Source organism: Candidatus Chloroploca mongolica (assembly GCF_004762035.2).
Taxonomy (GTDB): domain Bacteria; phylum Chloroflexota; class Chloroflexia; order Chloroflexales; family Chloroflexaceae; genus Chloroploca; species Chloroploca mongolica.
Genome location: NZ_SIJK02000005.1, coordinates 139,507 through 162,255, shown reverse-complemented (window position 1 = coordinate 162,255; position 22,749 = coordinate 139,507). Strand labels below are relative to the sequence as shown.

The window sequence follows — 22,749 nt, the reverse complement described above, 5'->3', positions numbered from 1 at the left end:
CAATGCGGTATGGAACCCGCCTGGGAGAAGAGAACATGGCTTTGAGTGAAGAAATCACGCTGACCCGTACCCTCGAGACAAGCTGGCGCACACCACGGCTCTGGCGCTTCGCGGGGTATCTCGCGATGCTGGCGACCGTGATCGTGATTGGCTTGCCTGTCTACTGGACGGTGAGCGCGGCGTTTAAGACGACCGGCGAAATTTATCGCATTCCGGTCACCTGGTTCCCTGCGGAACCAACCCTGGCGAATTTCCCCCAGGCCTGGAATGCGGCTCCCTTTGAGCGTTACTATCTCAATAGTTTCATTACCACGCTGGGGGGCATGGCGGCTGAAGTGACCCTGGCAATTATGTCGGCCTATGCCCTGGCTTTCCTGCGCTTTCCCCGCAAGCAACTCGTCTTTTTACTCTTGCTTGCGGCATTGATGATCCCGGTCGAAATCACCATCGTGCCCAATTACCTGACCGTCGCCCGTCTCGGCTGGATCAATACCTATGCGGGCATCATTATCCCCGGTGCCGCGATTGCCTATGGCACGTTCCTGCTGCGCCAGGCGTTTCTCTCGCTGCCCTACGAGGTGATCGAGGCGGCGCGCGTCGATGGGGCCGGGCACCTGCGCATTATGTTCAATGTGGTGATGCCGATGGCCCAGCCAGCCATCGTCACCATGGCGCTGCTCTCGATGGTCGCCAAATGGAACGATTTCCTCTGGCCCCTCATTGTTACGAATACCACCAATATGCGTACCCTGCCCATCGGCATCTTCTGGCTCCGCAATAGCGAGGGCCTGATCAACTGGGGCGTCATTATGGCTGGTTCACTCTTTTTGATTATCCCTGTGCTGATCGTCTTTCTGATGGTTCAGCGCTACATCGTTGATGGCATCGCTGCTGGTGCTGTCAAAGGGTAAGGTAGGCACCGCTGGGGGAGGAAACGCCCCGTGGGCACATAGATTCGTGAGGAGAAAGGAGTCCGTGAGATGGATCAACTGAAGTTGACGCGGCGACAGATGCTACGGATGATGCTCGCTGGAGGCAGCGTGGCAGCGCTCGCTGCGTGTGGCACTGCCCCGGCGGCCACAACGACCCCCACCGATGAACCAGCGGCCCCAGCCGCCGCCACAGGCGCTCCGGCCCAGGTGAGTCAGACCGGTTCAACTGTAACGATTACCTACTGGGGCTCGTTCAGTGGCAATCTTGGTGAAGCCGAGCAAGCAATGGTGCAACGTTTCAACGAGTCGCAGAACGATATCGTCGTTGATTACCAGTTCCAGGGAAGCTACGAAGAGACGGCCCAGAAATATACCGCTGGCTTGCAGGCGAATACGATTCCCGATCTGATCCTGCTCTCGGATGTCTGGTGGTTCGGCTTTTATGTCGCCGGGGCGATCAGCGAGCTCGATGGACTGGCGCAGCAGGCCGGGTTGGATTTCAGTGACTACGAGCCAGTCTTGCTCAATGAAGGCAACCGTCAGGGCAAGCAGTTCTGGATCCCCTTTGCCCGCTCGACTCCGCTCTTCTATTACAACAAGGATCTCTGGGCCGAGGCGGGCTTGCCTGATCGTGCGCCCGAGACCTGGGCCGAGTTTGGCGAGTGGGCACCGCAGTTGATTCAGCGCGAGGGGAACACCTTGCGCCGCTCGGCATTTGTGCATCCCGACGGGGCCAGTTACATCGCCTGGCTCTTCCAGGGCGTCACCTGGCAGCACGGTGGGAAGTACTCGAACGATGACTTCACGATGACCATGACTGACCCGAATACGATCCGTGCCGCCCAGTTTTATCAGGATACGGTGCGTGACCTGGGATGGGCCACCCTCGGGCAAGACATCAACCGTGATTTCCTCGGCGGGGCTGCCGCTGCGATGATGGCCTCGACGGGCAGCCTGGCCGGGCTAACAACAAATGCAACCTTCCCCGTTGGCGTCGGCTTTTTGCCCAAAGAGGCTAACTTTGGCTGTTGTACGGGCGGTGCTGGTCTGGCCATTCCGAACGGCATTCCCGACGAAAAGAAACTCGCGGCCATGACCTATCTCGCCTTTGCCACCAATCCCGAACAGGCAGGCATTTGGGCGCGCAACACCGGTTATATGCCGGTGCGCATCAGCACCAAACAGACACCTGATATGGTCGCGTTTTTCGAGGAAAATCCGAACTTCAAGACAGCCGTGGATCAGTTGCCGCTGACCCGCGCCCAAGATGCCGCCCGCGTCTTTGTGCGCAACGGCGACCAGATCATTGGCAAGGGCCTCGAGCGCATCATTGTGAACGGGGAAGTGCCGAGTACAGTCTTTGCCGACATTGACGCTGAACTAACGAAGGCCGCTCAACCGATCCTGGAGGATCTCCGCGAGGTGGAGGGATAAAAAAGAGGCGTCTCTGCCAGCGGTGCTGGCAGAGACGCCTCTTGCTTGTGATCTAGTCTTGCTCGCGGCGGCGTGGTCGTGGGCGGTCGCCACTGCCACTCCGTGGTGGGCCACGGCGGTCGCCGCGATCTCCCCCACGATCACCGCGATCGCTGCGCGGCGCTGCCCCGGCTGCCCGCCGATCATCAGCCGTTTCGCCGGTCAACACCGCCCGACGGCTCAGGCTAATCTTGCCCGTTCCACCGTCAACCGCGATCACCATCACATTGATCTCATCGCCGATCTGGATCACATCCTCAACATTCTCGACCCGAGTTTCGGCGAGTTCACTGACGTGAACCATGCCGTCTTTGCCGGGCAGAATATTGACAAACGCGCCAAACGGCTTGATGCTCACGACCTTGCCGAGGAAGATATCGCCGACCTTCGCCTCACGGGTCAGGCCTTCGATAAACGCCACCGCAACCTTGGCCCCTTCGCCATCACTGGAAGTGACAAAGACGCGGCCATCGTCTTCAACATCGATCTGCGCCCCAGTGCTTTCGACAATGCCACGGATTGTCTTGCCACCAGGCCCAATGAGCGCCCCGATCTTCTCGACCGGAATCTGCAGCGAAATGATGCGCGGCGCATGTGGCGACATCTCGGTACGATGGCTAGGAAGCACCGCATTCATCTTGTCGAGAATGAAGAGCCGCCCCTGGCGCGCCTGCTCAAACGCCTCGGCCATAATCTCGTAGGTAATGCCGGTCGTCTTGATATCCATCTGCAAACCGGTAATGCCATCGGCGGTTCCAGCAACTTTGAAGTCCATATCACCGAGCGCATCTTCGAGGCCCTGAATATCGGTGAGCACCTTCCAGCGGCCATCGGCACCGGTGATCAGGCCCATCGCCACGCCCGCCACGTGTGACTTCAGCGGCACACCCGCATCCATCATGCTCAGCGACGAACCACAGACGCTCGCCATCGACGACGACCCATTTGAACTGAGCACCTCAGAGACCAAGCGCATCGTATAAGGGAACTCGGCCTGTGAGGGCAGAACCGCGTGGAGCGAGCGCTCGGCAAGGGCACCATGGCCAATATCGCGGCGCCGGGGCGAGCCCATCCGCTTTGCCTCACCGGTCGAGAAGGGCGGGAAATTGTAATGATGGATATAGCGCTTGGTCGTCTCGATTCCCAGGTCATCAAGGCGCTGCTCATCACCGGGTGAGCCAAGCGTCGTAATCGTCAAGACCTGCGTCTGACCACGCGCAAAGAGCCCGGTACCGTGAACGCGGGGAAGCACCCCAACATCAATGGCAATCGGACGAACCTCGTGCAGCGCACGCCCATCAACGCGGATGCCCTCGTCAAGAATGGCATCGCGCACTTCAGCCTTGAGCAACTTCTCGAACGCCTTGCTCACCTCTTTGCTGCGGGCAGCGAGCTCCTCTTCGGGCTCATCAACGGTAAAGTGGGCAACCACCTCAGCCTTGAGCGCACTGGTACGCTCTTCGCGCTCGGTCTTATCGGTACTTCGCACAGCATCACGCAAACGGTGAGCCATCCATCCACTGACCGACTCCTCTAGAGAGGTGTCAGCTGCCGGGGGCACAAACTCACGTTTGGGCTTGCCGCAGAGGCGCACCAGTTCTTCTTGCAAAGCACAGAGTTGCTGACAAACCTGATGGCCTTCAGTCACCGCCTGCAGCATCTGCGCTTCGGTCAACTCATACGCCCCGGCCTCCACCATCAACACCGCATCGCGGGTACCTGCGATCACCAGATCGAGGCGGCTCTGCTCTATTGCGCTCATCGGCGGATTCGCAACAAGTTGCCCATCAAGAAAACCCATTTGCACGGCACCGACTGGCCCCTGGAAGGGCAAATCGCTAATGGCAAGGGCGGCTGAAGCGCCAATAATCGCCATAGGGCCAGGATCATTGACCATATCCATCGCGAAGGTCGTAATGATGATCTGCACTTCGTTCTGGTAGCCTTTGGGGAAAAGCGGACGAAGCGGGCGGTCAGTAAGGCGTGAAGTCAAAATCGCCGTCGTCGTCGGGCGGCCCTCGCGCTTAAAGAAATTACCAGGAATCTTGCCCGCCGAATACATTCGCTCTTCATAATCAACCGTCAGCGGAAAAAAATCCACCCCCTCGCGCGCCTCTTTCGCCCCAACCACCGTGGCGAGCAACAGCGTATCGCCGTAGCGCACCGTCACCGCACCATCAGCCTGCTCAGCGAAACGCCCCGCCTCAAGCGTCAGCGTACGGCCAGCAATCTCAGCACTGACCGAAAAGACCTTTCGTTCTGTCATACGTTCTTTTTCTCCTCATCTGGCTCAACACGAAGCCAACCATTTACATTGCAGAGGAGGGGTTCGGTACTGGAGCCCGCCAGCGGATAGCAACGACCAGCCCCTGGCGCGCTCCAATCCCGAACAACCTGATCCTCTGCCAAAGACAACACAAGAGTGCCGACGGTCAAACGACCATCAGCACCCCTTGCTTTAACCTGGCATAAGCGACACAATCACCATGCCTTAACGACGCAGACCAAGCCGCTCGATCACACTGCGATACCGTTCCTTATCACGACTCTGGAGGTAGTTGAGCAAGCGGCGGCGGCGCCCCACGAGCTTCAACAAACCACGCCGTGAGTGGTGATCGTGAATATGGATCCGCAAATGTTCGATCAACTGATTGATCCGCTCGGTAAGCAACGCGACCTGAACTTCAGGTGACCCGGTATCAGTGCTATGCACCTGATAAGAATCAATCAGACCGGACTTCTCATCTTTTTCGAGCGCCACGTCTTCCTCCTGGATAATCGCGCACGGGCCTGGCGCAGCCCGGCGTTCCTGGCTTTTGGCAAGCTTGTACAAGCGGTCACATTATAGCACAGATCGCCAGCATGTGCTAACTACTCTAAGGCTTTCCCTTCATAGACAACGGGCCAGGGCACAACCCTGGCCCGTTGCCTATGCTTAAATCCCGGGGCGACAACCAGGCGGATCAATTTCGAGGTGGCGCAGCGCGAGGGCAGGGAAAGACGCAGCACCCGCAACGGTCTCGCCGTTGCGGGTGCTGCGTGTGGGTCAAACGCTGGTGCCAAGGACCGGACTTGAACCGGTGACCCCCGCATTTTCAGTGCGATGCTCTACCAACTGAGCTACCTTGGCTGATTTTGGTTTACCGACAAACAGACGGGAAGATTTCGGAAAACCCGATGGTGGGCGATGACGGGGTCGAACCGCCGACACCCTCGGTGTAAGCGAGGTGCTCTACCACTGAGCTAATCGCCCCAAGTTTTTGTGGTGCCCAGGAAGGGACTTGAACCCTTACGACCGTGGTTAGGTCACTAGGCCCTCAACCTAGCGCGTCTGCCAATTCCGCCACCTGGGCAATCTGTTAAACACCGCATTATTATAGTCAGGTCGTGGCGGTTTGTCAAACATTGCCATGAGGCCACAGCCCGCAGAATATTGCCAGCATGTTGCGATTTCTTTACAATGAATTGAACAATCAGGGATTATACTGCATATCAGACAAGATTGTGCCTGCGGCAAGGTCATCAGGGCGACCTATGGGTAGGGTATGTGACACGCTGGGTGGAGGGGGCATGACCAGCATTTTGATTGTCGAAGATGAACTTCTGGTCGCAATGGATACCAAGGCGTTGCTGACAAACCACGGCTATAATGTGACCGGGGTCGTGGCGAGTGGAGGCGAGGCGATCAAGCAAGCGTTGAACCTGCGCCCCGATCTGGTCTTGATGGATATTCGGCTCAGGGGCGAGATTGATGGCGTGACTGCCGCAACCCAGATTTTAAGTCATTTAAGCATACCGGTGATCTATGTCACCGCTTTTGCTGATGAGGCCACGCTGCTGCGTGCACGTACCATGGCCCCCTATGGCTATCTCGTCAAGCCGTTTGATGAATCGACACTGATTGCTTCAATCACGATGGCCGTTGAACGCCATTCCCATGATAGCCGCGCTACTTCGCGTGCCCAACTGCTCAGTACCATCCTCAATGGCAGCGGTGATGCGGTGCTTGCCGTCGATGCGAATGGCCTTGTGACCTATGTAAATGACCACGCGGCACGGATTTTGCACCAGGATCCCCACCAAGCAATCGGGCGACCTGTCGCTTCGGTGGTGCCGCTGCGCGATCCGTTTACCGGGGCGCTCGTGGCCCCCCCTGCGCTTGATACGCTCCTCGGAGCCGCAGCGTCCCCACGCCCCCGAACGCTCGATCTTTGCATCCCCGGTCATGCCATCCGCTCGGTTATGGTCGGCGCTGCCCCTGCCAATGACACCTCGGGGGTCACCGGTGCGGTGATGATCCTCTGGGAACAACCCGCTGGTACCAATCGCACCCCACAATTCACGCCAATCGCACAAGCCCTAACGCCCGAAGCGTCCCCGTCGCCTCAGTCTGCGCCACGTCCGCTTAGCCCGGCAACCCAGGTCGCAAACCTCAGCGCAGTCTGCGCAAGCTTGATCGCCCCCGGCCATGTTGACCGTCTGCTCAAACTACACCTCTTGCTCGTGCTTCAGCAACATCCGCAATTACACCACGATGCGCTGAGCCTGAGCGAGTGGCTCAAAGAGCCGCCCTGGGATGTGCAAGAGGCGTTGGCCGAATTGACTGAGATTGGTCTGCTTGCCCATAATGGCGAGACCAGTACGCCTGCCTACCATCTTATCGCGGGCAATGGTCAGCGTGGGGTTGCCGCGCTGGCACGCGCTTTTGATGATCCCGAGTTACGTCAACTCCTCGTTACCCGTGTCCGTGCGGCCCAACAGGAACGGATGATGCGCCAGCCACCCCCCTGGGATTTTCTGTGCTAAGCCGTGCTCTCGGGGATACGAAGCGTGACCGTTGTGCCGGGTGAGTGTTGCCAGATAAGCTTGCCGCCGATCTGCGAGGCAAGCGCATAGATGATCTGGAGACCCATTGTCGAACTGATCGACGGCTCGCGATCGGCGGGCAACCCCGCTCCAGTGTCGACAACCGTCAGCATGATCGCCCGTGAGGCCTCGCGTACCCCGGTGATCGTGATTGTCCCCGGCTGCCCCGGTAGGGCCGTAATATCACGCAGCACGCTCTGGTGGAGATTGGGGCCAACCCGTACTACGGTAGAGTGGGCCACACAACGGGTACCGTCGGGGCGACGAAAACGGTGCCTCAATTGCCTCAACAGGATGGGCTTCGCCATGCCTGGCAACATGATATGCCCCGCAGCGACGGCGCCACGATGGCAAGCAAATAGCCAGACGATGATTCATAGGCGTTCGCGCCCTGCTCTTTCTTCTTTCCAGGGGAAAACCAGCCCCCGAGACAAGTTGCGCCTCAAGCTTGCTCAGACTATACTGCGTAATGCAGACAAAATCTAGTCCTCAGCCAGAACAAATCAGGCGTCTGATCACGGAGGAGTCACCAATGCGGGTCTTGCTCTTGGATAACTACGACTCGTTTACCTATAATCTCTATCAGTATCTCAGTGAACTTGGAGCCACAGTCGACGTGCGCCGGAACGATGCGATCACGGTGGACGAAGCCGCTGCACTGCAACCTGAACGCATTGTCGTCAGTCCCGGGCCGTGTACGCCCACCGATGCCGGGATTAGCATCGCGTTGATCCAGGAACTGGGGCCTCATATTCCCACGCTGGGCGTCTGCCTGGGGCATCAGGCACTCGGGGCCGCTTTTGGCGGGGCGGTCATCCGTGCCCCCCAGGTGATGCACGGCAAACGCTCGGCCATCTACCACGAAGGTGAAGGCGTCTTCGCCGGGATGCCCCGGCCTTTTCAGGCGACCCGCTACCATTCCTTGATCGTACGTCGCGACGACCTGCCCGACACCCTCGCCATTACCGCCTGGACTGACGATGGCCTCATTATGGGCCTGCGCCATCGCACCTATCCTATTGAAGGGGTGCAGTTCCATCCCGAGTCGATCCTCACCGACGATGGCAAGCGGATGTTGCAAAATTTCCTCATCGGGTGAGGCGATGAGCCTAGTCACAGGCGGATAGCGGATTGACGCATCACGCCAAACTGACATCCGCTATAATAGAGCGTACGATGTCATCGTTCTTCCGCGTGGAGCAACTATGCGCCTGGTAACTTTTGTGCCGCCTGATGGTCACGCCCGTGCCGGGGCTTTGCTCGTAGAGAGTGTCATTGATCTGGCCTCTGCTGCACCACTCGTGCTCGAAGAGTCTGCCGACCTGCGCTGGGATCTGCTCAGTCTCTTGGGAACTGAACAGGATGTTGGCCTCGATACGGTCGAGGTGATTGTAAGCGCCGTGGTACAAATGCTTGGTTTTGCGCCTGAAGAGATCGGTGCGTACGAAGAGATGCTCTCCATCTCAACCGGCAGTGTATCGCTCGGCGGTGAGGCGATGGTCTATCCATTGAACCAGGTGAGCTTGCTCGCGCCATTGCCACGGCCGGCGAGTCTGCGTATCTATGCGAGCTTTGAAGAGCATGCGCTGGCCTTGGCAAGCCTCCGCGAGACCCAACTCACGGATGTTTGGTACCGTGGCCCGGCCTTTAGCTTTGCTAATCACGGGGCAGTGTATGGCCCCGGGGCAGAAATCCCTGCCCCACCGAGCGATGAACTGGATTATGGGTTGGGTTTGGGCTGTGTCATCGGCCAGCGTATTCGCGATGTTAGCCCTGAGACGGCACGTGAGGCCATCGCTGGCTACATGATTATCAATACCTGGACGGCCCGCGATTACGAGGCCGAAGAGCAGGCGTTGGGCCTTGGCCCGATCAAAGCGCGTGATTTTGCCACATCGCTTGGGCCCTGGCTCGTCACACCCGATGAGCTTGACCTCTATGCCGATGATCAGGGGCGGATGAGCCTGACGATGATCGCTCGCGTCAATGGCATCGAGATGTCACGCGCGACGGCAGCCCTGCAATACTATTCGTTCGCTGAGATGATTGCTCACGCCAGTCGCAATGTGACGCTCTATCCAGGTGATGTGCTTGGTACGGGCGCTGTGGGTGGAGGTTCGCTCTTCGAACGTACCAATGGCTACGGACCCTGGCTAGCCCAGGAAGATGTCGTTGCGTGTGAAATAACCGGTCTGGGAATATTGAGCAATCGGATAGTCTGAGAGGGAAAGAGCAGCATGCAAGCACTTTCACGCATAGTCCTTGGCATTATAACTGCCGTTCTGTCGGTGGGCCTGGTCATTTTTGGGGTTCAGAATACCGAACCAGTGCAGATCAAGTTTCTCAATTTCAGCAGCAATAACATCTCGGTTTCGCTGGTGATGATTGGATCGGTTATTATGGGGGCGGTGCTCATCTGGCTGATGGGGCTCTGGCGTGAAGCACGCCTGAGCCTTCGCCATCGCCGCGAGGCCAAGGAGCGGGCCTTGCTAGAAAGCAAGAATAAGACACTTGATACCCGCGTGAAGGAACTCGAACGTCAACTGCGGACTGCCGGTCTGCTCGATGCAAACACGGAGAGCCAGACGGCAACCAAAAAATCAACCTCGCGCCTGTGAGGTTACAGGGCTCTGTTGAGGTAGCATGGAAAAGGGTGAATACGTAACAATGGCAGCCGTCGAGCGGCAACACTGGTGGTATGTGGGTATGCGTACCCTCAGCGCGGCCTGGCTCGATCATGTGTTTGCCAGCAGGCGCGACCTGCACATCCTTGATGCCGGCTGCGGTACCGGCGGCGATGCGCTCTTTTTGCGCCGGTATGGGACGGTCATCGGGCTTGATTATGCTGCCGAAGCGGCGGCTTTCGTTGGGGAACGGCTGCCCGGACGCTTTGCCCGTGGCTCAGTCCTTGATCTGCCGTTTGCCGAGCATAGCTTTGACCTTGTCACATCGTACGATGTGCTCTATCATACCGGGGTGCCCGATGAGATCCCGGCGTTGCGTGAGGTGCGGCGTGTCTTGCGTCCCGAGGGACATCTGTTGTTGCGCCTGCCGGCCTATGAGTGGTTGCGCTCACGCCACGACCGTCAGGTGCATACGCGCAGGCGCTATGTTGCCAGTGAGGTACGCCAGATGCTCGCCAGGGCGGGGTTTGTCGTCGAGCGTCTCAGTTATGTGTTGAGCCTGCTCTTTCCGTTGCCGGCAACGACCCGCTTGCTCGAACGGTTCCAGCCTGATCACGGTGAAGCGTCAGCTATGGAATTACCTGGCACGCTGCTCAATACGATCCTCTATCTTCCCATGGCGTTTGAGGCCAACTGGCTCAAGATGGGCGGAACGTTTCCCTATGGTCTGTCGATTCTCTGTTTGGCACGGGTCAAGCCAGCCTTGCCCAAAACAATGCTTCCAAGGATGGTGAAGTAGTTATGCATCAGGTTGAACCTGTTTCGTCGCCCACTGAACGGGCTCTCGATCGTTTGAGTAGCTCACCACGGCTCTGGAATGCCCTGCGCTGGCTCGCCGAGGCTGGGTTTGCCGGTGAACGGATGGCGATTGCCCGTGAGTTGCGCCCCTGGCACGGTGATACGCGCCGCTTCCTTGATCTTGGCTGTGGTACCGGTGAGTTTGCTCGCGAGTTTCCCCCGGGCCATTATGTCGGCGTCGATCCGTCGATTGCCTATGTCCAGTTTGCCGCCCACCATCGCCCCGGGGCCTATCTCACCGGGCTCGGTGAGGCGTTGCCCTTCTACGATGCAAGCTTCGACGCCGGCCTTGTCTGCGGGGTGCTTCACCATCTGCCTGATGCAACTGCCAGTGCCGCAATGAGCGAAATGGCCCGCGTCTTGCGCCCCAAGGCTCCGCTTCTGGTGATCGAAGATGTCCCACCGCCAGGCCGCGCGAATCCTGCCGGGCAGGTGCTGCACACGCTTGATCGTGGTGGCTATATTCGTACGACCGAGGCCTATTGTGCTATCTTTGGGCCAGCTTTTCGGGTTGAGCAAACCTATCCGATGCGCACTGGTATCTGTGATTATGCGGTCTATCTGCTGCGTCGTGGATGATGATGAACGATAGACAGCGGGTGGCAACCGATCAGCCAACAACATCAATGAGCCAGTCTCACGTGTCCCAAAAGGGGCTAGTACCTATGCTGCTTGTGTTTTTAATGCTGCTGACAGCCAGTACGCTGACCGTGATTGGTGAAGTACTGCTGAAGCTTGGGGTCAATGTGGTCAGTGAGCAGGTCGGGGCTTTTTCGCTTGCGCCCGAGGTGCTCTGGGCAACATTTACGGACTGGCGGGTGATCAGTGGTTTTGCACTGATCTTTGGGGGCGCGATCTTCTGGCTCGGGGTGATCTCACGGGTGAACCTGTCGTTTGCCTATCCGCTGCTCGCCCTCAATTATGTGCTTGTGCTCGTGCCTTCGCGCCTGGTCCTCAATGAGATGATTACACCAACCAAGATTATTGGTGCCGTGATTGTGGTGATTGGGGTGATTGTGATTACTTGGGGCGCCGCTAATCAGGGATGAAAGGCGGGGCATGAAGGGGTTTCTGGTTCCTGCTGGCTTGCTCGTTGTCGCACTCACGCTCTGGATTTTTGCCTATCAGGTACCGTTCCGTCAGGTCATCCACGTCGGCGGCGATGTCACAACGCAGCGCCGCTTTGATGATCAACCTTTCTTGCTGCAAGTCAATGGCTCTGAACCTGCCGATCGCGTGGCTGACCCCGAACAACCCGAGGCGTGGCTCTGGTGGTGGGAGGTGGTCGAACGTACGGGTGGCCGTTCCTACCGCTGGACAACCGCTGAGTCGACCCTGCTGGTGCCCGGGATCGGTGGGCAGACCTATCTGGTTGAGCTTGTGGCAGGCGGTCAACCTGGTGGGGTGGTGACAACATGGGAGACCGGGAGAGGACTGGGCACCACGCTGTTCTTGCCCGAGGGCGACCCGCGCCGCTACCAACTCCTTGCGAGCACCGAGCGCAATGGCGATCTACGCATCACCATGCGCACGCCACCGTTTGAAGCCCCCGGTGATCGGCGTGAACTCGGTTTTGTGCTCTATGATCTTCGTCTGCAAGGCGTTGATCAGGGGTTACACACCCCTGCCTGGCCGCAACTGCTCTGGCTTAGTGTGGCCTTGCTCGCCCTCTATGTCTGGGTACTGGCCGCTGGGGCTGGCCTCGGTGGTGCGGTTGCGCTGACCAGCCTTGCCATGCTCGCAGCAGCGGCAACCTTGATCTGGCAGCGCCCCGCCCTCACCCTGTTTACCAGCCTGACGGCCCAGTTAGCCCTGATTGGGGCGACGGCAACCCTACTTGCCGCATGGGCCGCACGCCGTCTCGGTGAACGCCATCTGCTGGTGGCTGGCCTCGCACCGGTTGTCGGACTGGTAACAGCCGCCTTTGCGCTGCGGATGGCTGGCATGCTGCATCCGCACGCGCTCTACAGCGACACCATGCTCCAGGCCAATAAGCTCTTTGAGGCCAGCCTTGGGCAGATTTTCATGACTGCCGGGTTGCCAACAGCAACCGGAGGCGGAGTAGGGCCTTATCCGCCTGCGCCTTTTCTGATTATGATGCCGGCCATGCTCCTGGTTGAGTCGAGTGCGGCCAACCGCGTGCTTGTGGTGCAGACAGGAACGGCCATGCTCGATAGCCTGGTCATGGTCGCGCTCTGGGTGATGCTCCGGCGCGCCGGTTATCGTCAGCATGTGGCCTTGCTTGCCCTGACAGGCTATCTGCTGCCTGTGACGGCCCTCGAATCCTTTTCTGTGGGTGAACTTGCCAATCTGAGTGGTCAGGCGCTGGCCATCCCGCTGTTGCTGCTGCTCGCGCTGGGGGCAGGAGCGCGACCGATCGGCCCTGTGAGCCGGCACGCGCCCGCGCTAGTCAGCCTGCTTGTCGTCGCGCTTGCCGTCGCGCTCGTCGCCCATTCAGGGGTAACGCTCTCGATCGGGGCGGTGATGGCCGTGGCCTGGCTGATCGCCCTGCTCGACTACCTGCGCCAGCGCGATGGCCCCTTCAACCTCGTGCGCCTGAGTCTGGTTGCGGCCTGTGCGCTCGGGTTCGTGCTGATCTTTTATTACACGGCACCGGTCTACCTTGCCAGCCTGCGTGAGCGTGGCGGAGGTGAAGGGGTCAGTGGGATGGCGTTAAGCACCATTGTGGTCGATACAGCAAAGGGCATCCTCGGGCTGGCCCCACCAGGTCGACGGTCCATTGCGATCCCCTTTGTGCTGAGCCTCGCAGCCCTCGGTGGGCTGGCGCTGATCTGGACCCAACGGAACCTGCAACCCCGCGCACGGGCCTTACGAGCCACCCTGCTCGTCTGGTGGGCCGGTACCTTGCTCACCCAGGGCTTGCTGCTCGTCGCCGACCAGGGCGTCCGCTGGGGGCTCTTCCTCTACCCGGTCCTCTGCCTGAGTGCGGGGCCATTGCTCGGGGCCTTCTGGCAACGCGGACGCGCTGGCAGATGGGTCAGCAGTCTGATGATTGCCTTCATCATCACCTACGGCATGATCCACTGGATCATCCAGGTACGCGATTATTTTCACATCTAAGTTTGTCCATGAAAAAAAGGCCAGCTAAGCTGGCCTTTTTTGCATGGACAAAAGAACTTACTCGTCGCGAGCGATATCACGGACAACGTCGGTGACCGAGAGAATACCCAGGGGCTTTTTGCCCTCATCGCTATCATCAAGAACCACCACACGATGAATCCGCCGCTCCATCATCAGCTTACTCGCATCTTGCATCGTATCCTGGCTGCGTACCGAAACAACATCAGTCACCATAATATGACCAGCCGTCAGACCGCGCCAATGCTTCCAATACTGCTCATAGAGCCGCGCATTAACAAGGTCAGTGCGCGAGATGAGCCCGATCATATCTCCATCCTCATTAATCACAATGAGGGCACTGACATCATTATCGGCCATTTGCCGCGCAACATCCTGAATCGGGGTATCGCGTGAGCAGGTAAGCACACCATGATGCATAATCTCACTGACCAGACGCTCCATACAGAGGGATCCTTTCGCGCAAAAGAAGACGACCTTGTGAATAATTCTACATACGAGTGTAACGGGAGTGGCATATTGCGTCAACTACCAATGCGGGTAGGGCGGCCCATTCGTTTGTCAGTACCCTTTTGGTGAGCAGAGGCACGAGAGGATCGCTATGCTCGGTCACTGACGTGTCCAGGTCAGCAGATTCCAGGTAAAGGGTGCCGTTGGATCGGCCTCGATCCCGAGGATCGTCGGATTGACGAGAACCAGATCCACGCGTTGGAAGAGGGGCAAGACCGGAACTTCCTGCGTAAAGAGCTGTTGCTGCTTGAGATAGGCGGCAAGTCGTTCCTGGCGATCGAGCGAGGTTGTTGCCACACGGATCGCCCGGTCGGCCTCAAAGAAACACCAACCCGAGAAATTATTGCCTGTCCAGCCATTGCTCTCATTCGGCACCCCCGCACAGCTCCAGCGCTCCCATCCGCGGGGGTCAGGCCCGGCGATCCAGGCAAAGAGGGCGAGATCAAAGGTGCGGCGGAAGAGTTGCCCCTCAGGGCTATAGAGGGTTGCGGTCGGCAATTCTTGCACCGAGATGCCAAGGCCAACGGCCGCGAGATCATCGCGAATCTGTTCAGCGGTAGCAACGCGCAGCGGGGAACCCTGGGTCGTAATGAGATTAAGAATGAAGGGTTGACCGGCCACTTCACGCAAACCATCGCCATCCGTATCAACGATGCCAACTTCATCAAGCAACTGCCGCGCCAGGTCAGGATTGAAGGGATAGCGCGTCAACTGGTCAAGCGGTGCGGCGGCCCACTGCTCAGGCACAATCCAGCTTTCGAGCACACGGCCATAGCCGCCGAGCAAGGTCGCATTCATCGCCTCGCGATTGATCGCGTGGGCAATAGCCCGACGAACACGAATATCTTGCAAGACCGCCACATCAAGATTGAAATCGAGATGTTCCCAGATCGGGCTATTGACTGCATCAACCATCAGCAAACCAGCCTCGGCATCGGCACGAAGCGCAACCAGGAGCTCGGGAGGGGGCTGATTGAGTGCAACGACATCGAGACTCCCACCTGAGACCGACGTACGCAAGAGATCGACGTTATCACGAAAGACAACGCTAATGCCCGTGATATTCTCGTTTGCCTCGGGATAAAACGGATTACGGATCAACCGGACGCTGCCCGGTTCACGGCGTTCGACCATAAAGGGGCCATAGCCCACCGGCTTGAGGGCAAACTCACTCTTCATGAAATCAGCGAGTGGCTGATCGGCCAGCAGATGGCGGGGAAGGGGAGTAAAGTAGGTACTCGCATACGCTGGATCAACAAAATCGGGCTTCAACACGGCGCGCGTCGTATAGGCATCAACGAGCTCATAGCGTTCGAGCAGCGCCAACTTATCGTTCGTCTCCTGGCCCAGATTGATCTGGCGTGCCAGTTCGTAGGCAAAGAGCGAGTCTTCAGCAGTCAACGGCGTTCCATCTGACCAGACAAGGTCAGGATTCCAACGGAAGGTCACATTGATCTGTTCGACTGTTGTAATCGTCTCGGTTGGGGTCGGGCTAATGAGGCCGAGCGCGTCAAGATAGACCTCGACCTCGGTGAAGGTCACATCGCCATTTTCGAAACTGGGCACACGTTCAAGCACGCCAGTATTCGTATAGGTATAGCCCATGAGCAACAGGGGCGAAGGAAAGAGCAACTCGGTCAGCGGCGCACTCACTCGTTCATCGGCACTATCAATGTGGTAAGGCAAGAGATCAGCTGGTTCAGCGGCGAGACCGATGCGCACACTGCCTGCGCTGACAACCGGTGGTTCCGTCGCGGCAAGGGCTTCGGTTGCCGCTGTCGCCTCAGCAACCAGTTCACCTGTTGCCATTGCGGTGGGCGCAACCGTCATACGTCGGTCAACACCACCTTCAATCTGACAGGCGCTCAAGAGCCATACAAAGAGTAGTATGGAGAAAAGAATAGGTTTTTTCATATCGATATGACATTGTAGCTGATCAGGGTCTAATTGTCTAATGCCCTGGCAACTCACGTAAGCTGGTTGACAAAACAAAACAAGACGGTTTACAATCGCGCTACGCATGTTCTGAGAATATGCCGGTATGGCTGTACAGAAACAATGACCCTCCCTTCTATTCCAGTACGATATGAGAATCATATTGCCCTTGGGCATCCTGATCGCCGTCGGGTGCTCGTCTTGCCCGCTGCCAACGGATGGCGCCTGCCAGCGTTTGTTGAGGCTAAAGGCCACTTCTGGCAGGAGATCGGGCATATCAATCACTGGATGGCTGAACATCTCGGGATCGCCGCGACCACACTGCGCTGCCTGGCGATCAATTATACGCCCGACGACGAGGTGCTCTCCAAAGTCTATGCCGCCGTACTCGAAGAACGAGTTCCTGTTCTGCCCCACGAGGCTTCCTGGGTCTCAGCCGAAGAGGTCTTGACCCTGCCGCTGGCGGTGGAAGAACATCGGACGGCCCTGGTTGACTGGTTTGCCTGGTACAGTGCAAGTGCAACACCTGCGCCAGCACTGCGGACGCCATGGTATATGCCAGGGTGGTATGAAGCTGCGGTTGCCTGGGCCAACCACACCCTGCATAAACACCAGATGCGGCTCACCGGCCAGCCGATCCAACTGCGTTCATGGCAGCGGTCGGCCATTGTGCGCCTGCCAACCGACCAGGGTGCGGCCTATTTGAAAGTGGTACCATCAGTAGCGCATTACGAGCCAGCCCTGACGACGGTGCTGGCCTCGCTGATGCCACGTCGTGTGGCCCAGCCCATTGCGCTTGATCAGCAGCACGGACGGTTGCTGATGCGTGAAGTCCAGGGCACCAGCTTGATGCTGTACCGTGACGATGATGATCTCGCCCTCTGGCAACAGGCCCTCGCCGAATTTGCCACACTCCAGATCGCGACGACCAGGCACCTGAGCGACCTGCGGGCAACGGGCCTCCCGACACGCCCACTCGCTGAACTCGAGCGCCACGTGATGGCCTTGCTCCACGATCTTCCCGCCACCCTGCCCAACCGTCCAGCCGGGCTTTCACGCCATGAACGTGAACGGCTGCGCCGTCTGGCAGGGCAGATCGGGAGGCGCTGGGAAGCGCTGCAGAGCGATGGCATTCCCCTTGCGCTCGAACATGGTGATTTCTGGGCCGGGCAGGTACTGATCAACCAGGACGCCTTTGTCTTTCTCGATTGGGCCGACAGTTCACTCAGTCATCCCTTCTTTAGCCTGCTGCTCTTTCTGGTCGAGAGCGAGGATTTCTTGCCCCATATTCCCCACGTACGCGAACGCCTGCGTGATGCCTATCTTGAACCGTGGACCTCGGTTGTGCCAGGGGTCAACCTGGTGCATACCTTCGAGCAAACCCAGTTGCTCGCCGCGCTTCAGCAGGCCGTCTATTACCATACGGTTGTCTTGCCCAGCCTCGAAGTCAAGTGGGAACTCGAACTTATGCCGCCGTTTTATCTCAAAATGGCCCTCCGTCTCAGCGAGAGCGAAGGATAGTTGGGGCGCAGCGCGCTGCGCCCGTACCGCTCGCCCGGCGCAGCGCGCTGCGCCCGTACCGCTCGCCGGCGATCCATCAGCATAAACGGCAGGCCTTCAAAGCCCTAGCCGGAGGCTGACGTTCAGGTCTCGCTCGTGGCGAGTTGCTGCAACATCGCCTGGGTATCAATCAGGTGATTGTTAAAGATGCTGCGGGCAAGGTCTAGCAACTCGGCAATCAACGGGTCACGCAGGCGGTAAAAGACACTGGTACCATCTTTGCGTGGCTCAACAATATTGCGCGTACGCAAGATCGCCAGTTGTTGCGACACACTTGACTGATCCACGCCAAGCGCTGCCTGCAAGTCGGTCACGCTCTTTTCCCCGGCGACCAGTTGCTCAAGGATCACCAGGCGTAACGGATGGCCGAGCGCTTTGAAGAACTCGGCTTTGAATTGATGAAGAGGCTGATACATTATGTCACCTTTGCCTCAAACGCCAGGCGTTCCTGGGCTTGCTGCAAGACACTGCAACGCTCGCCGTGGGCATGACAATGGGGGCACCCCGCCACCATACGACGCTCGTGCAACTCAATAATTACATCGGCAGAACTCCAGTAGATGTAGCGCATGCCAATCTTCTCGGCAAGCCCGGTACGCTGAAAGAGCTCCATCACCGCTGGCTGCAAGGCGGTAAAGAAGATCTCGCCCCCACGGGCGCGATGCTCTTCGACAATCTGGCTGATCGCCTGGGTTCCCATGACATCGATCATGGGAACCCCGCGCATGCTGATGATGATACTATAATACTCGTTCGCATGCTTGAAGGCTTCAAGAATCGTATTGACACTCCCAAAAAAGAGTGGGCCGGTCAGATAATAGACATGAATGCTTGGGCAGGTGGCGGTAATCGGGAAGCCCTGCTGCTGCATCTTCTCGGCATCAATCGGCTGGCTCGTGACGGTGGTACTGATGGCCGACTGCCGCAAGTAAATAATGGCCGACAGGCTGATCCCAATCATGATCGCCTGAGTCAAATCGAGGGCGGCGGTCGCGATCATGGTCACAAAAAAGCCAATAACGGCATGTTTCAGGCCACTATGCACAAAGAAGTGGATGCTTTCCCATTCATTCATGCGCCAGGCCGTAACCAGCAACACCCCGGCAAGGGCAGCCAGTGGCACACGGCTAATCAGGGGGGCCAGCACAAAGACACTAAGCAAGAGCACAAGTGAATGCACGATGCTCGTCATGCGCGTGACCCCACCACTCTTGATCGCCACACTCGTCCGGGCAATGGCGGCCGTGGCTGGCACGCCACCAAAAAAGGGAATGATCAGGTTGCCAATGCCCTGCGCCAGCAACTCTTGATTGCTCTCAAAACGTCGTCCACTCATCGTCGCCCCCACCGAACCGCAGAGCAAGCTCTCGATCGCGCCGAGGGCGGCAATCGAAACCGCAGGCAAAAGCAGATCGTTCAGTTCGAGCCAGGGGATCGCGCCAAAGGTCAGTCGCTCATCGAGCAAAATTGTCTGCGGGATTGCCCCGATCACCGGGATATCCCAGCCCACCACGGCCACCAGGATCGTCACCAGCACCATGCCGACCAGCGAACCAGGGATCACCCGGGTCAAGCGTGGCATAATGATCATCACCACAATGACCAGCGCCGTCACCAGGATCGTACGCCAATCGGGCATCAAGGGATGGGTGAAATAGTGTACCAACCGTGCAAACGCATTCTCGGCGGGGGGCGTCGTCACGCCGAGCACATTGTCGAGTTGCCCGATCACGATAATGATGGCAATGCCGCTGGTAAAACCCGCAATAACTGGTGAGGGAATGAACGAAATGTAGCGGCCAAGACGAAAGAGCCCCAGCAAGAGAATGAAGACCCCGGCCATCAATGCCGTAACCCAAAGCCCGCCTAAGCCATAGCGTTGGGCTACCACGATCAACACCGCCGACATGGCCCCCGTCGGGCCAGAAATCTGAAAACTCGCCCCACTCAACCCCCCAATGATGATCCCAGCGAGGATCGCTGTCACCAACCCTGCGGCGGCATCAGCGCCTGACGCGACCCCAAAGGCCAGGGCCAATGGCAAACTGACGGCCCCAACCGTAATGCCCGCCAACAAATCACGCCGCAAGGTATCGCCGTTGTACCCGGCAAACTCGTGACGCAACTGCTCAACGAGCGGAAACTGCGCAAGACGCTGCATAGATTCATCCGCTCCTTTCTTAAATAATCAAATATATGAATATTCATATATTTAAGAAAGAGTATAGGATGGAACCTTTGCTCTGTCAAATAGGGGCGATCCCCGTCAAACCTGACAGGTGGGTGCCAGGATATGTCTCGGATACCCCAAAGATTGCGGCGGCGCCCACCTGTCAGGTTTCCGGAACGTGCTTGTGCTGACCGTTGCCACCAGCACAAGCACAGGTTTTTAGGGCGCAGCCCGCTAGAGACGGTGCAAAAGAGGCCGCGTATACCGCAGCGGCGCAGGATCATTGCGCAGCCGTTCGAGGTCAGCAGCGGTGTCAATGTCATACCAGGCTGGCAACAGGGCCGTGCGTAGGCCCAGTTCGGCGGCACGTTCGAGGGTGTCGTGCAGGACGTGCGGGGTGCTCATGGTGACCTCGCGGAAGAGGGGCGGGGCAGATTGAGACAAGGCAGCCATATAATAGCCACCATCCTCGCATGGCCCGATGCTCAGATCGTATTCCGCAAGCAACGCAAACGCACGCTCCAGATAGCTTGGCGGCAAACTCGGGCTGTCGCTGCTCATCACGCCAACCGCAGGCGCCCCATCCGCAAAGGCGGCCTCACTCACACGAGCCAGGCGCTCACCTAGCGTCCCATCGCCCTGAGGCAGTTGCCGCAGGTCAGGCGCAAGGCCACGAAAATAGGCCTCGCTGACGGGTGAATCAATCCCCAGAACCACTTCAATCCCAGGTACGCGCCGGGTTAGGGCAAGCGTATCACGCAACATCCCCTCATAGAGCAGCGTAGCCTCTTCGAGGGTCAACGGGGGACAAAGCCGGGTCTTGGTACGGCCAGGCAGGGGCTGTTTCGCCATAATAATCAGGACAGGTCGCTGTTTCATCGGCTACGCGTTACTCCTACACGGTCACACGCGGCGGCAATAGGACAGAGGGAACATTTCGGCGCGATCGGGAGACAGATGTGCTGCCCGAGCGTGACGAGGAGCCGATTAATCGCGAGCCAGTACGTACCAGGTAGCTGTGCCCGCAGGACCATCTCGGTTGCATCAGGATTGCGGGTGCGAACGTAGCCCCAGCGATTGCAAATACGGTGGACATGAATATCCACACAGATGCCGGGCAACCCGAAACCAGCTGTGAGCACAAGATTGGCCGTTTTGCGGCCCACCCCTGGCAAGGCCAGCAACTGATCGAGCTCGCTCGGCACCTTGCCATCGTACTGCTCCAGCAAAATCCGGCTGATCTCGCGCAGTGAGCGGGCTTTGTTCCGATAGAAACCGACCGGAAAGATCAGTTCGGTCACTTGCGCTTCGCTTAGGTTGCGCAAGGCTGCTGGTGTATCGGCAACCGCAAAAAGACGTGGCGCAACCACGGACGTCAACGTATCTTTGGTCCGCAGACTCAAGATCGTCGCAACCAGAATCCGAAACGGGGTAGCCCCTTCGCCACCCATCTGGTCAATCAAGGGTTGCGCATAGTGTGGCATCGTCGCTGCGAGGGTCGCCATGACCGTATCAATCGGAAACGGCTGACGCTCAGCCGGGTCAGGAAGATCAGCTCTTTTTGTCATATATGTATTTTACTCACTCTCGCGGTAGGCGCAACCTGGTGGCATCTCGGGTTGTTCGAGAGCGTACCCATAACTGAGTGGGGGTGCGACCAGGCCACATGCCCGGGCGATCGCACCAATCACCAGTTCACTGATCGCCGCCTCTTGCGTCACCCGATCAGCTACCACCGACGCCCCCGGCCCACGAAGGGTCAACGCCCCAAGCCACGGCTCGCCCCGACTGGCAACCGCAACCAACGCACGATCGGCCCCGCGCCGCACGCGATCCGTCGCAATCGCTGCCGTACAGGCCACCCCCAGCAATGGCCAGTCGCCTTCAGCAAGCATTCGAGCGCGTTGCAAGGCCCAGTTTGCCAATGCCAGCGCGGTCGTCGCGCTGACGGCCTGCGGCGCTGGATCAACCACGAGCTCGGCAAGCGCCTGTGGTGCATACACATCGCGCGCCTCAAGGATCGTGCGCGACGAACCGGCCACCGCGTGCAACCAGGCAAGCGCCAGCGAACCAGCCCCTGCGCAGACATAGACAAGGCGGGGCGGTGCCGCATGGATGGCAATAATCGTCTGGTTAACAGGAAGCGACGGCAACACGATGTTTCTCCCTCTTGACATTAGGGAACCTATGTAGGATGCTTATCATACAACAAAAGTGGTCTCCGTACATCTGCATAAGGAATTTGGTATGTCAAGTGAACCGACAAAGAATCGACCACAACGCACAGGCGATCTCCTCGATACGGTGAGCGAAGTAGCTGTTGGCGTTGGACGTTTTGGTTATAGCCTGCTCTCACTCGGCCTCAACATTCTGCCGAAACAATCGCGCGAGTCGATGCATACAGCGGTCCGCGAACTCAGTTACGGCTTTGCCCGACTCCCACGTGATTTTGCCGATATCGCGGGCGAAGAGATCGAGCACTGGGCCAACACCGATGAAGAGCCCCCCGCACGAGTGCAAAAAGTTACGATTGATCTTTTTGATGATGAGCCTGTCGCCCCGGCGGCCCCAGTTGGGCCTGCGGTCAAAGCGACATCAGCTGCGGTAGCGACGAACCCGCCACCCAGAGAAGTCCCATCACCCGAGGCAAAGGCGGCCCCGGCCCCCGAAGCCCCCAAGCCCGTAGCAGTGGCCCCTGAAGCCCCCAAGCCCGTTGCGGCGG

Annotated in this window: 21 protein-coding genes, 3 tRNA genes and 1 pseudogene; 12 read left to right on the top strand and 13 right to left on the bottom strand. The window is 58.4% G+C overall.

The window, feature by feature from the left end:
- Positions 1–35: 35 nt before the first annotated feature.
- Both EYB53_RS04685 and EYB53_RS04680 read left to right on the top strand, forming a co-directional pair.
- Complete coding sequence (locus EYB53_RS04685; protein ID WP_135477056.1) at positions 36–911, top strand: carbohydrate ABC transporter permease; 876 nt, start codon at positions 36–38, stop codon at positions 909–911.
- Positions 912–980: 69 nt separating this feature from the next.
- Entirely contained in the window at positions 981–2,366 is a 1,386-nt protein-coding gene (locus EYB53_RS04680) for an ABC transporter substrate-binding protein (RefSeq protein WP_135477055.1), read from the top strand.
- Between the two features lie 52 nt (positions 2,367–2,418).
- Here EYB53_RS04680 and pnp read toward each other — a convergent pair whose 3' ends face one another.
- The 5 genes from pnp to EYB53_RS04655 all read right to left on the bottom strand — a co-directional run bounded on the left by pnp (position 2,419) and on the right by EYB53_RS04655 (position 5,758).
- Positions 2,419–4,671 carry a polyribonucleotide nucleotidyltransferase gene (pnp, locus tag EYB53_RS04675; RefSeq protein WP_135477054.1) on the bottom strand — a complete coding sequence of 751 codons (2,253 nt, stop codon included), beginning with the start codon at positions 4,669–4,671 and terminating at the stop codon, positions 2,419–2,421.
- A 225-nt stretch (positions 4,672–4,896) separates the two neighbouring features.
- Positions 4,897–5,166, bottom strand: a complete 270-nt coding sequence (gene rpsO / locus EYB53_RS04670; protein ID WP_097651727.1) for a 30S ribosomal protein S15 — start codon at positions 5,164–5,166, stop codon at positions 4,897–4,899.
- 293 nt (positions 5,167–5,459) lie between these two features.
- Positions 5,460–5,535 (bottom strand) — tRNA-Phe (locus tag EYB53_RS04665).
- Positions 5,536–5,583: 48 nt separating this feature from the next.
- Positions 5,584–5,658, bottom strand: a tRNA-Val gene (locus tag EYB53_RS04660).
- A 10-nt stretch (positions 5,659–5,668) separates the two neighbouring features.
- A tRNA-Leu gene (locus tag EYB53_RS04655) sits at positions 5,669–5,758 on the bottom strand.
- 217 nt (positions 5,759–5,975) lie between these two features.
- Here EYB53_RS04655 and EYB53_RS04650 point away from each other — a divergent pair.
- The gene (locus tag EYB53_RS04650) at positions 5,976–7,211 is read left to right on the top strand and encodes an ATP-binding response regulator (RefSeq protein ID WP_167857258.1); all 1,236 of its coding nucleotides are present in this window, start codon (positions 5,976–5,978) and stop codon (positions 7,209–7,211) included.
- Here EYB53_RS04650 and EYB53_RS04645 read toward each other — a convergent pair.
- Positions 7,208–7,513, bottom strand: coding sequence for an ATP-binding protein (locus EYB53_RS04645; RefSeq protein ID WP_135477052.1), 306 nt, complete (start codon positions 7,511–7,513; stop codon positions 7,208–7,210). The genes EYB53_RS04650 and EYB53_RS04645 overlap by 4 nt on opposite strands.
- Before the next feature lie 290 nt (positions 7,514–7,803).
- On the opposite strand from EYB53_RS04645, the gene EYB53_RS04640 reads away from it, so the two are divergent.
- From EYB53_RS04640 to EYB53_RS04610, 7 genes are all read left to right on the top strand, one after another.
- Positions 7,804–8,370, top strand: a complete 567-nt coding sequence (locus tag EYB53_RS04640) for an anthranilate synthase component II (protein ID WP_135477051.1) — start codon at positions 7,804–7,806, stop codon at positions 8,368–8,370.
- 106 nt (positions 8,371–8,476) lie between these two features.
- Positions 8,477–9,493, top strand: coding sequence for a fumarylacetoacetate hydrolase family protein (locus EYB53_RS04635; RefSeq protein ID WP_135477050.1), 1,017 nt, complete (start codon positions 8,477–8,479; stop codon positions 9,491–9,493).
- A gap of 15 nt (positions 9,494–9,508) precedes the next feature.
- Complete coding sequence (locus EYB53_RS04630; protein ID WP_135477049.1) at positions 9,509–9,889, top strand: LapA family protein; 381 nt, start codon at positions 9,509–9,511, stop codon at positions 9,887–9,889.
- A 25-nt stretch (positions 9,890–9,914) separates the two neighbouring features.
- Positions 9,915–10,694: a class I SAM-dependent methyltransferase gene (locus EYB53_RS04625; RefSeq protein WP_135477048.1), complete on the top strand. Its 780-nt coding sequence runs from the start codon at positions 9,915–9,917 to the stop codon at positions 10,692–10,694.
- Between the two features lie 2 nt (positions 10,695–10,696).
- Complete coding sequence (locus EYB53_RS04620; RefSeq protein ID WP_135477047.1) at positions 10,697–11,332, top strand: class I SAM-dependent methyltransferase; 636 nt, start codon at positions 10,697–10,699, stop codon at positions 11,330–11,332.
- A gap of 86 nt (positions 11,333–11,418) precedes the next feature.
- Complete coding sequence (locus EYB53_RS04615) at positions 11,419–11,802, top strand: EamA family transporter (RefSeq protein ID WP_254150883.1); 384 nt, start codon at positions 11,419–11,421, stop codon at positions 11,800–11,802.
- Between the two features lie 10 nt (positions 11,803–11,812).
- Entirely contained in the window at positions 11,813–13,834 is a 2,022-nt protein-coding gene (locus EYB53_RS04610) for a hypothetical protein (RefSeq protein ID WP_135477046.1), read from the top strand.
- Positions 13,835–13,891: 57 nt separating this feature from the next.
- On the opposite strand, the gene EYB53_RS04605 is transcribed toward EYB53_RS04610, so the two are convergent.
- Together EYB53_RS04605 and EYB53_RS04600 are read right to left on the bottom strand one after the other, a co-directional pair.
- On the bottom strand, positions 13,892–14,296 hold the full coding sequence (locus EYB53_RS04605) for a CBS domain-containing protein (RefSeq protein ID WP_129674132.1): 405 nt from the start codon (positions 14,294–14,296) through the stop codon (positions 13,892–13,894).
- A 165-nt stretch (positions 14,297–14,461) separates the two neighbouring features.
- Positions 14,462–16,192, bottom strand: a complete 1,731-nt coding sequence (locus tag EYB53_RS04600) for a peptide ABC transporter substrate-binding protein (RefSeq protein ID WP_254150882.1) — start codon at positions 16,190–16,192, stop codon at positions 14,462–14,464.
- A gap of 228 nt (positions 16,193–16,420) precedes the next feature.
- Between EYB53_RS04600 and EYB53_RS04595 the strand changes: the two genes are divergently transcribed.
- On the top strand, positions 16,421–17,818 hold the full coding sequence (locus EYB53_RS04595) for an aminoglycoside phosphotransferase family protein (protein WP_135477044.1): 1,398 nt from the start codon (positions 16,421–16,423) through the stop codon (positions 17,816–17,818).
- A 122-nt stretch (positions 17,819–17,940) separates the two neighbouring features.
- Here EYB53_RS04595 and EYB53_RS04590 read toward each other — a convergent pair whose 3' ends face one another.
- From EYB53_RS04590 to EYB53_RS04570, 5 genes are all read right to left on the bottom strand, one after another.
- Positions 17,941–18,273 carry an ArsR/SmtB family transcription factor gene (locus tag EYB53_RS04590; RefSeq protein WP_135477043.1) on the bottom strand — a complete coding sequence of 111 codons (333 nt, stop codon included), beginning with the start codon at positions 18,271–18,273 and terminating at the stop codon, positions 17,941–17,943.
- Positions 18,273–20,018 (bottom strand): SulP family inorganic anion transporter, encoded by a 1,746-nt coding sequence (locus tag EYB53_RS04585; protein ID WP_135477042.1) that lies wholly within the window; start codon positions 20,016–20,018, stop codon positions 18,273–18,275. Before EYB53_RS04585 ends, EYB53_RS04590 begins: the two co-directional genes overlap by 1 nt.
- Positions 20,019–20,261: 243 nt before the next feature.
- A complete protein-coding gene (locus tag EYB53_RS04580; protein ID WP_135477041.1) occupies positions 20,262–20,906 on the bottom strand; it encodes a TIGR04282 family arsenosugar biosynthesis glycosyltransferase in 645 nt (214 codons plus the stop codon).
- Positions 20,903–21,595, bottom strand: coding sequence for an endonuclease III domain-containing protein (locus EYB53_RS04575; RefSeq protein ID WP_135477040.1), 693 nt, complete (start codon positions 21,593–21,595; stop codon positions 20,903–20,905). Before EYB53_RS04575 ends, EYB53_RS04580 begins: the two co-directional genes overlap by 4 nt.
- A 9-nt stretch (positions 21,596–21,604) precedes the next feature.
- Positions 21,605–22,183 (bottom strand): hypothetical protein, encoded by a 579-nt coding sequence (locus EYB53_RS04570; protein ID WP_205712576.1) that lies wholly within the window; start codon positions 22,181–22,183, stop codon positions 21,605–21,607.
- A 91-nt stretch (positions 22,184–22,274) separates the two neighbouring features.
- On the opposite strand from EYB53_RS04570, the pseudogene EYB53_RS04565 reads away from it, so the two are divergent.
- Positions 22,275–22,749 (top strand): annotated as a pseudogene (locus EYB53_RS04565) (hypothetical protein); the annotation flags it as partial.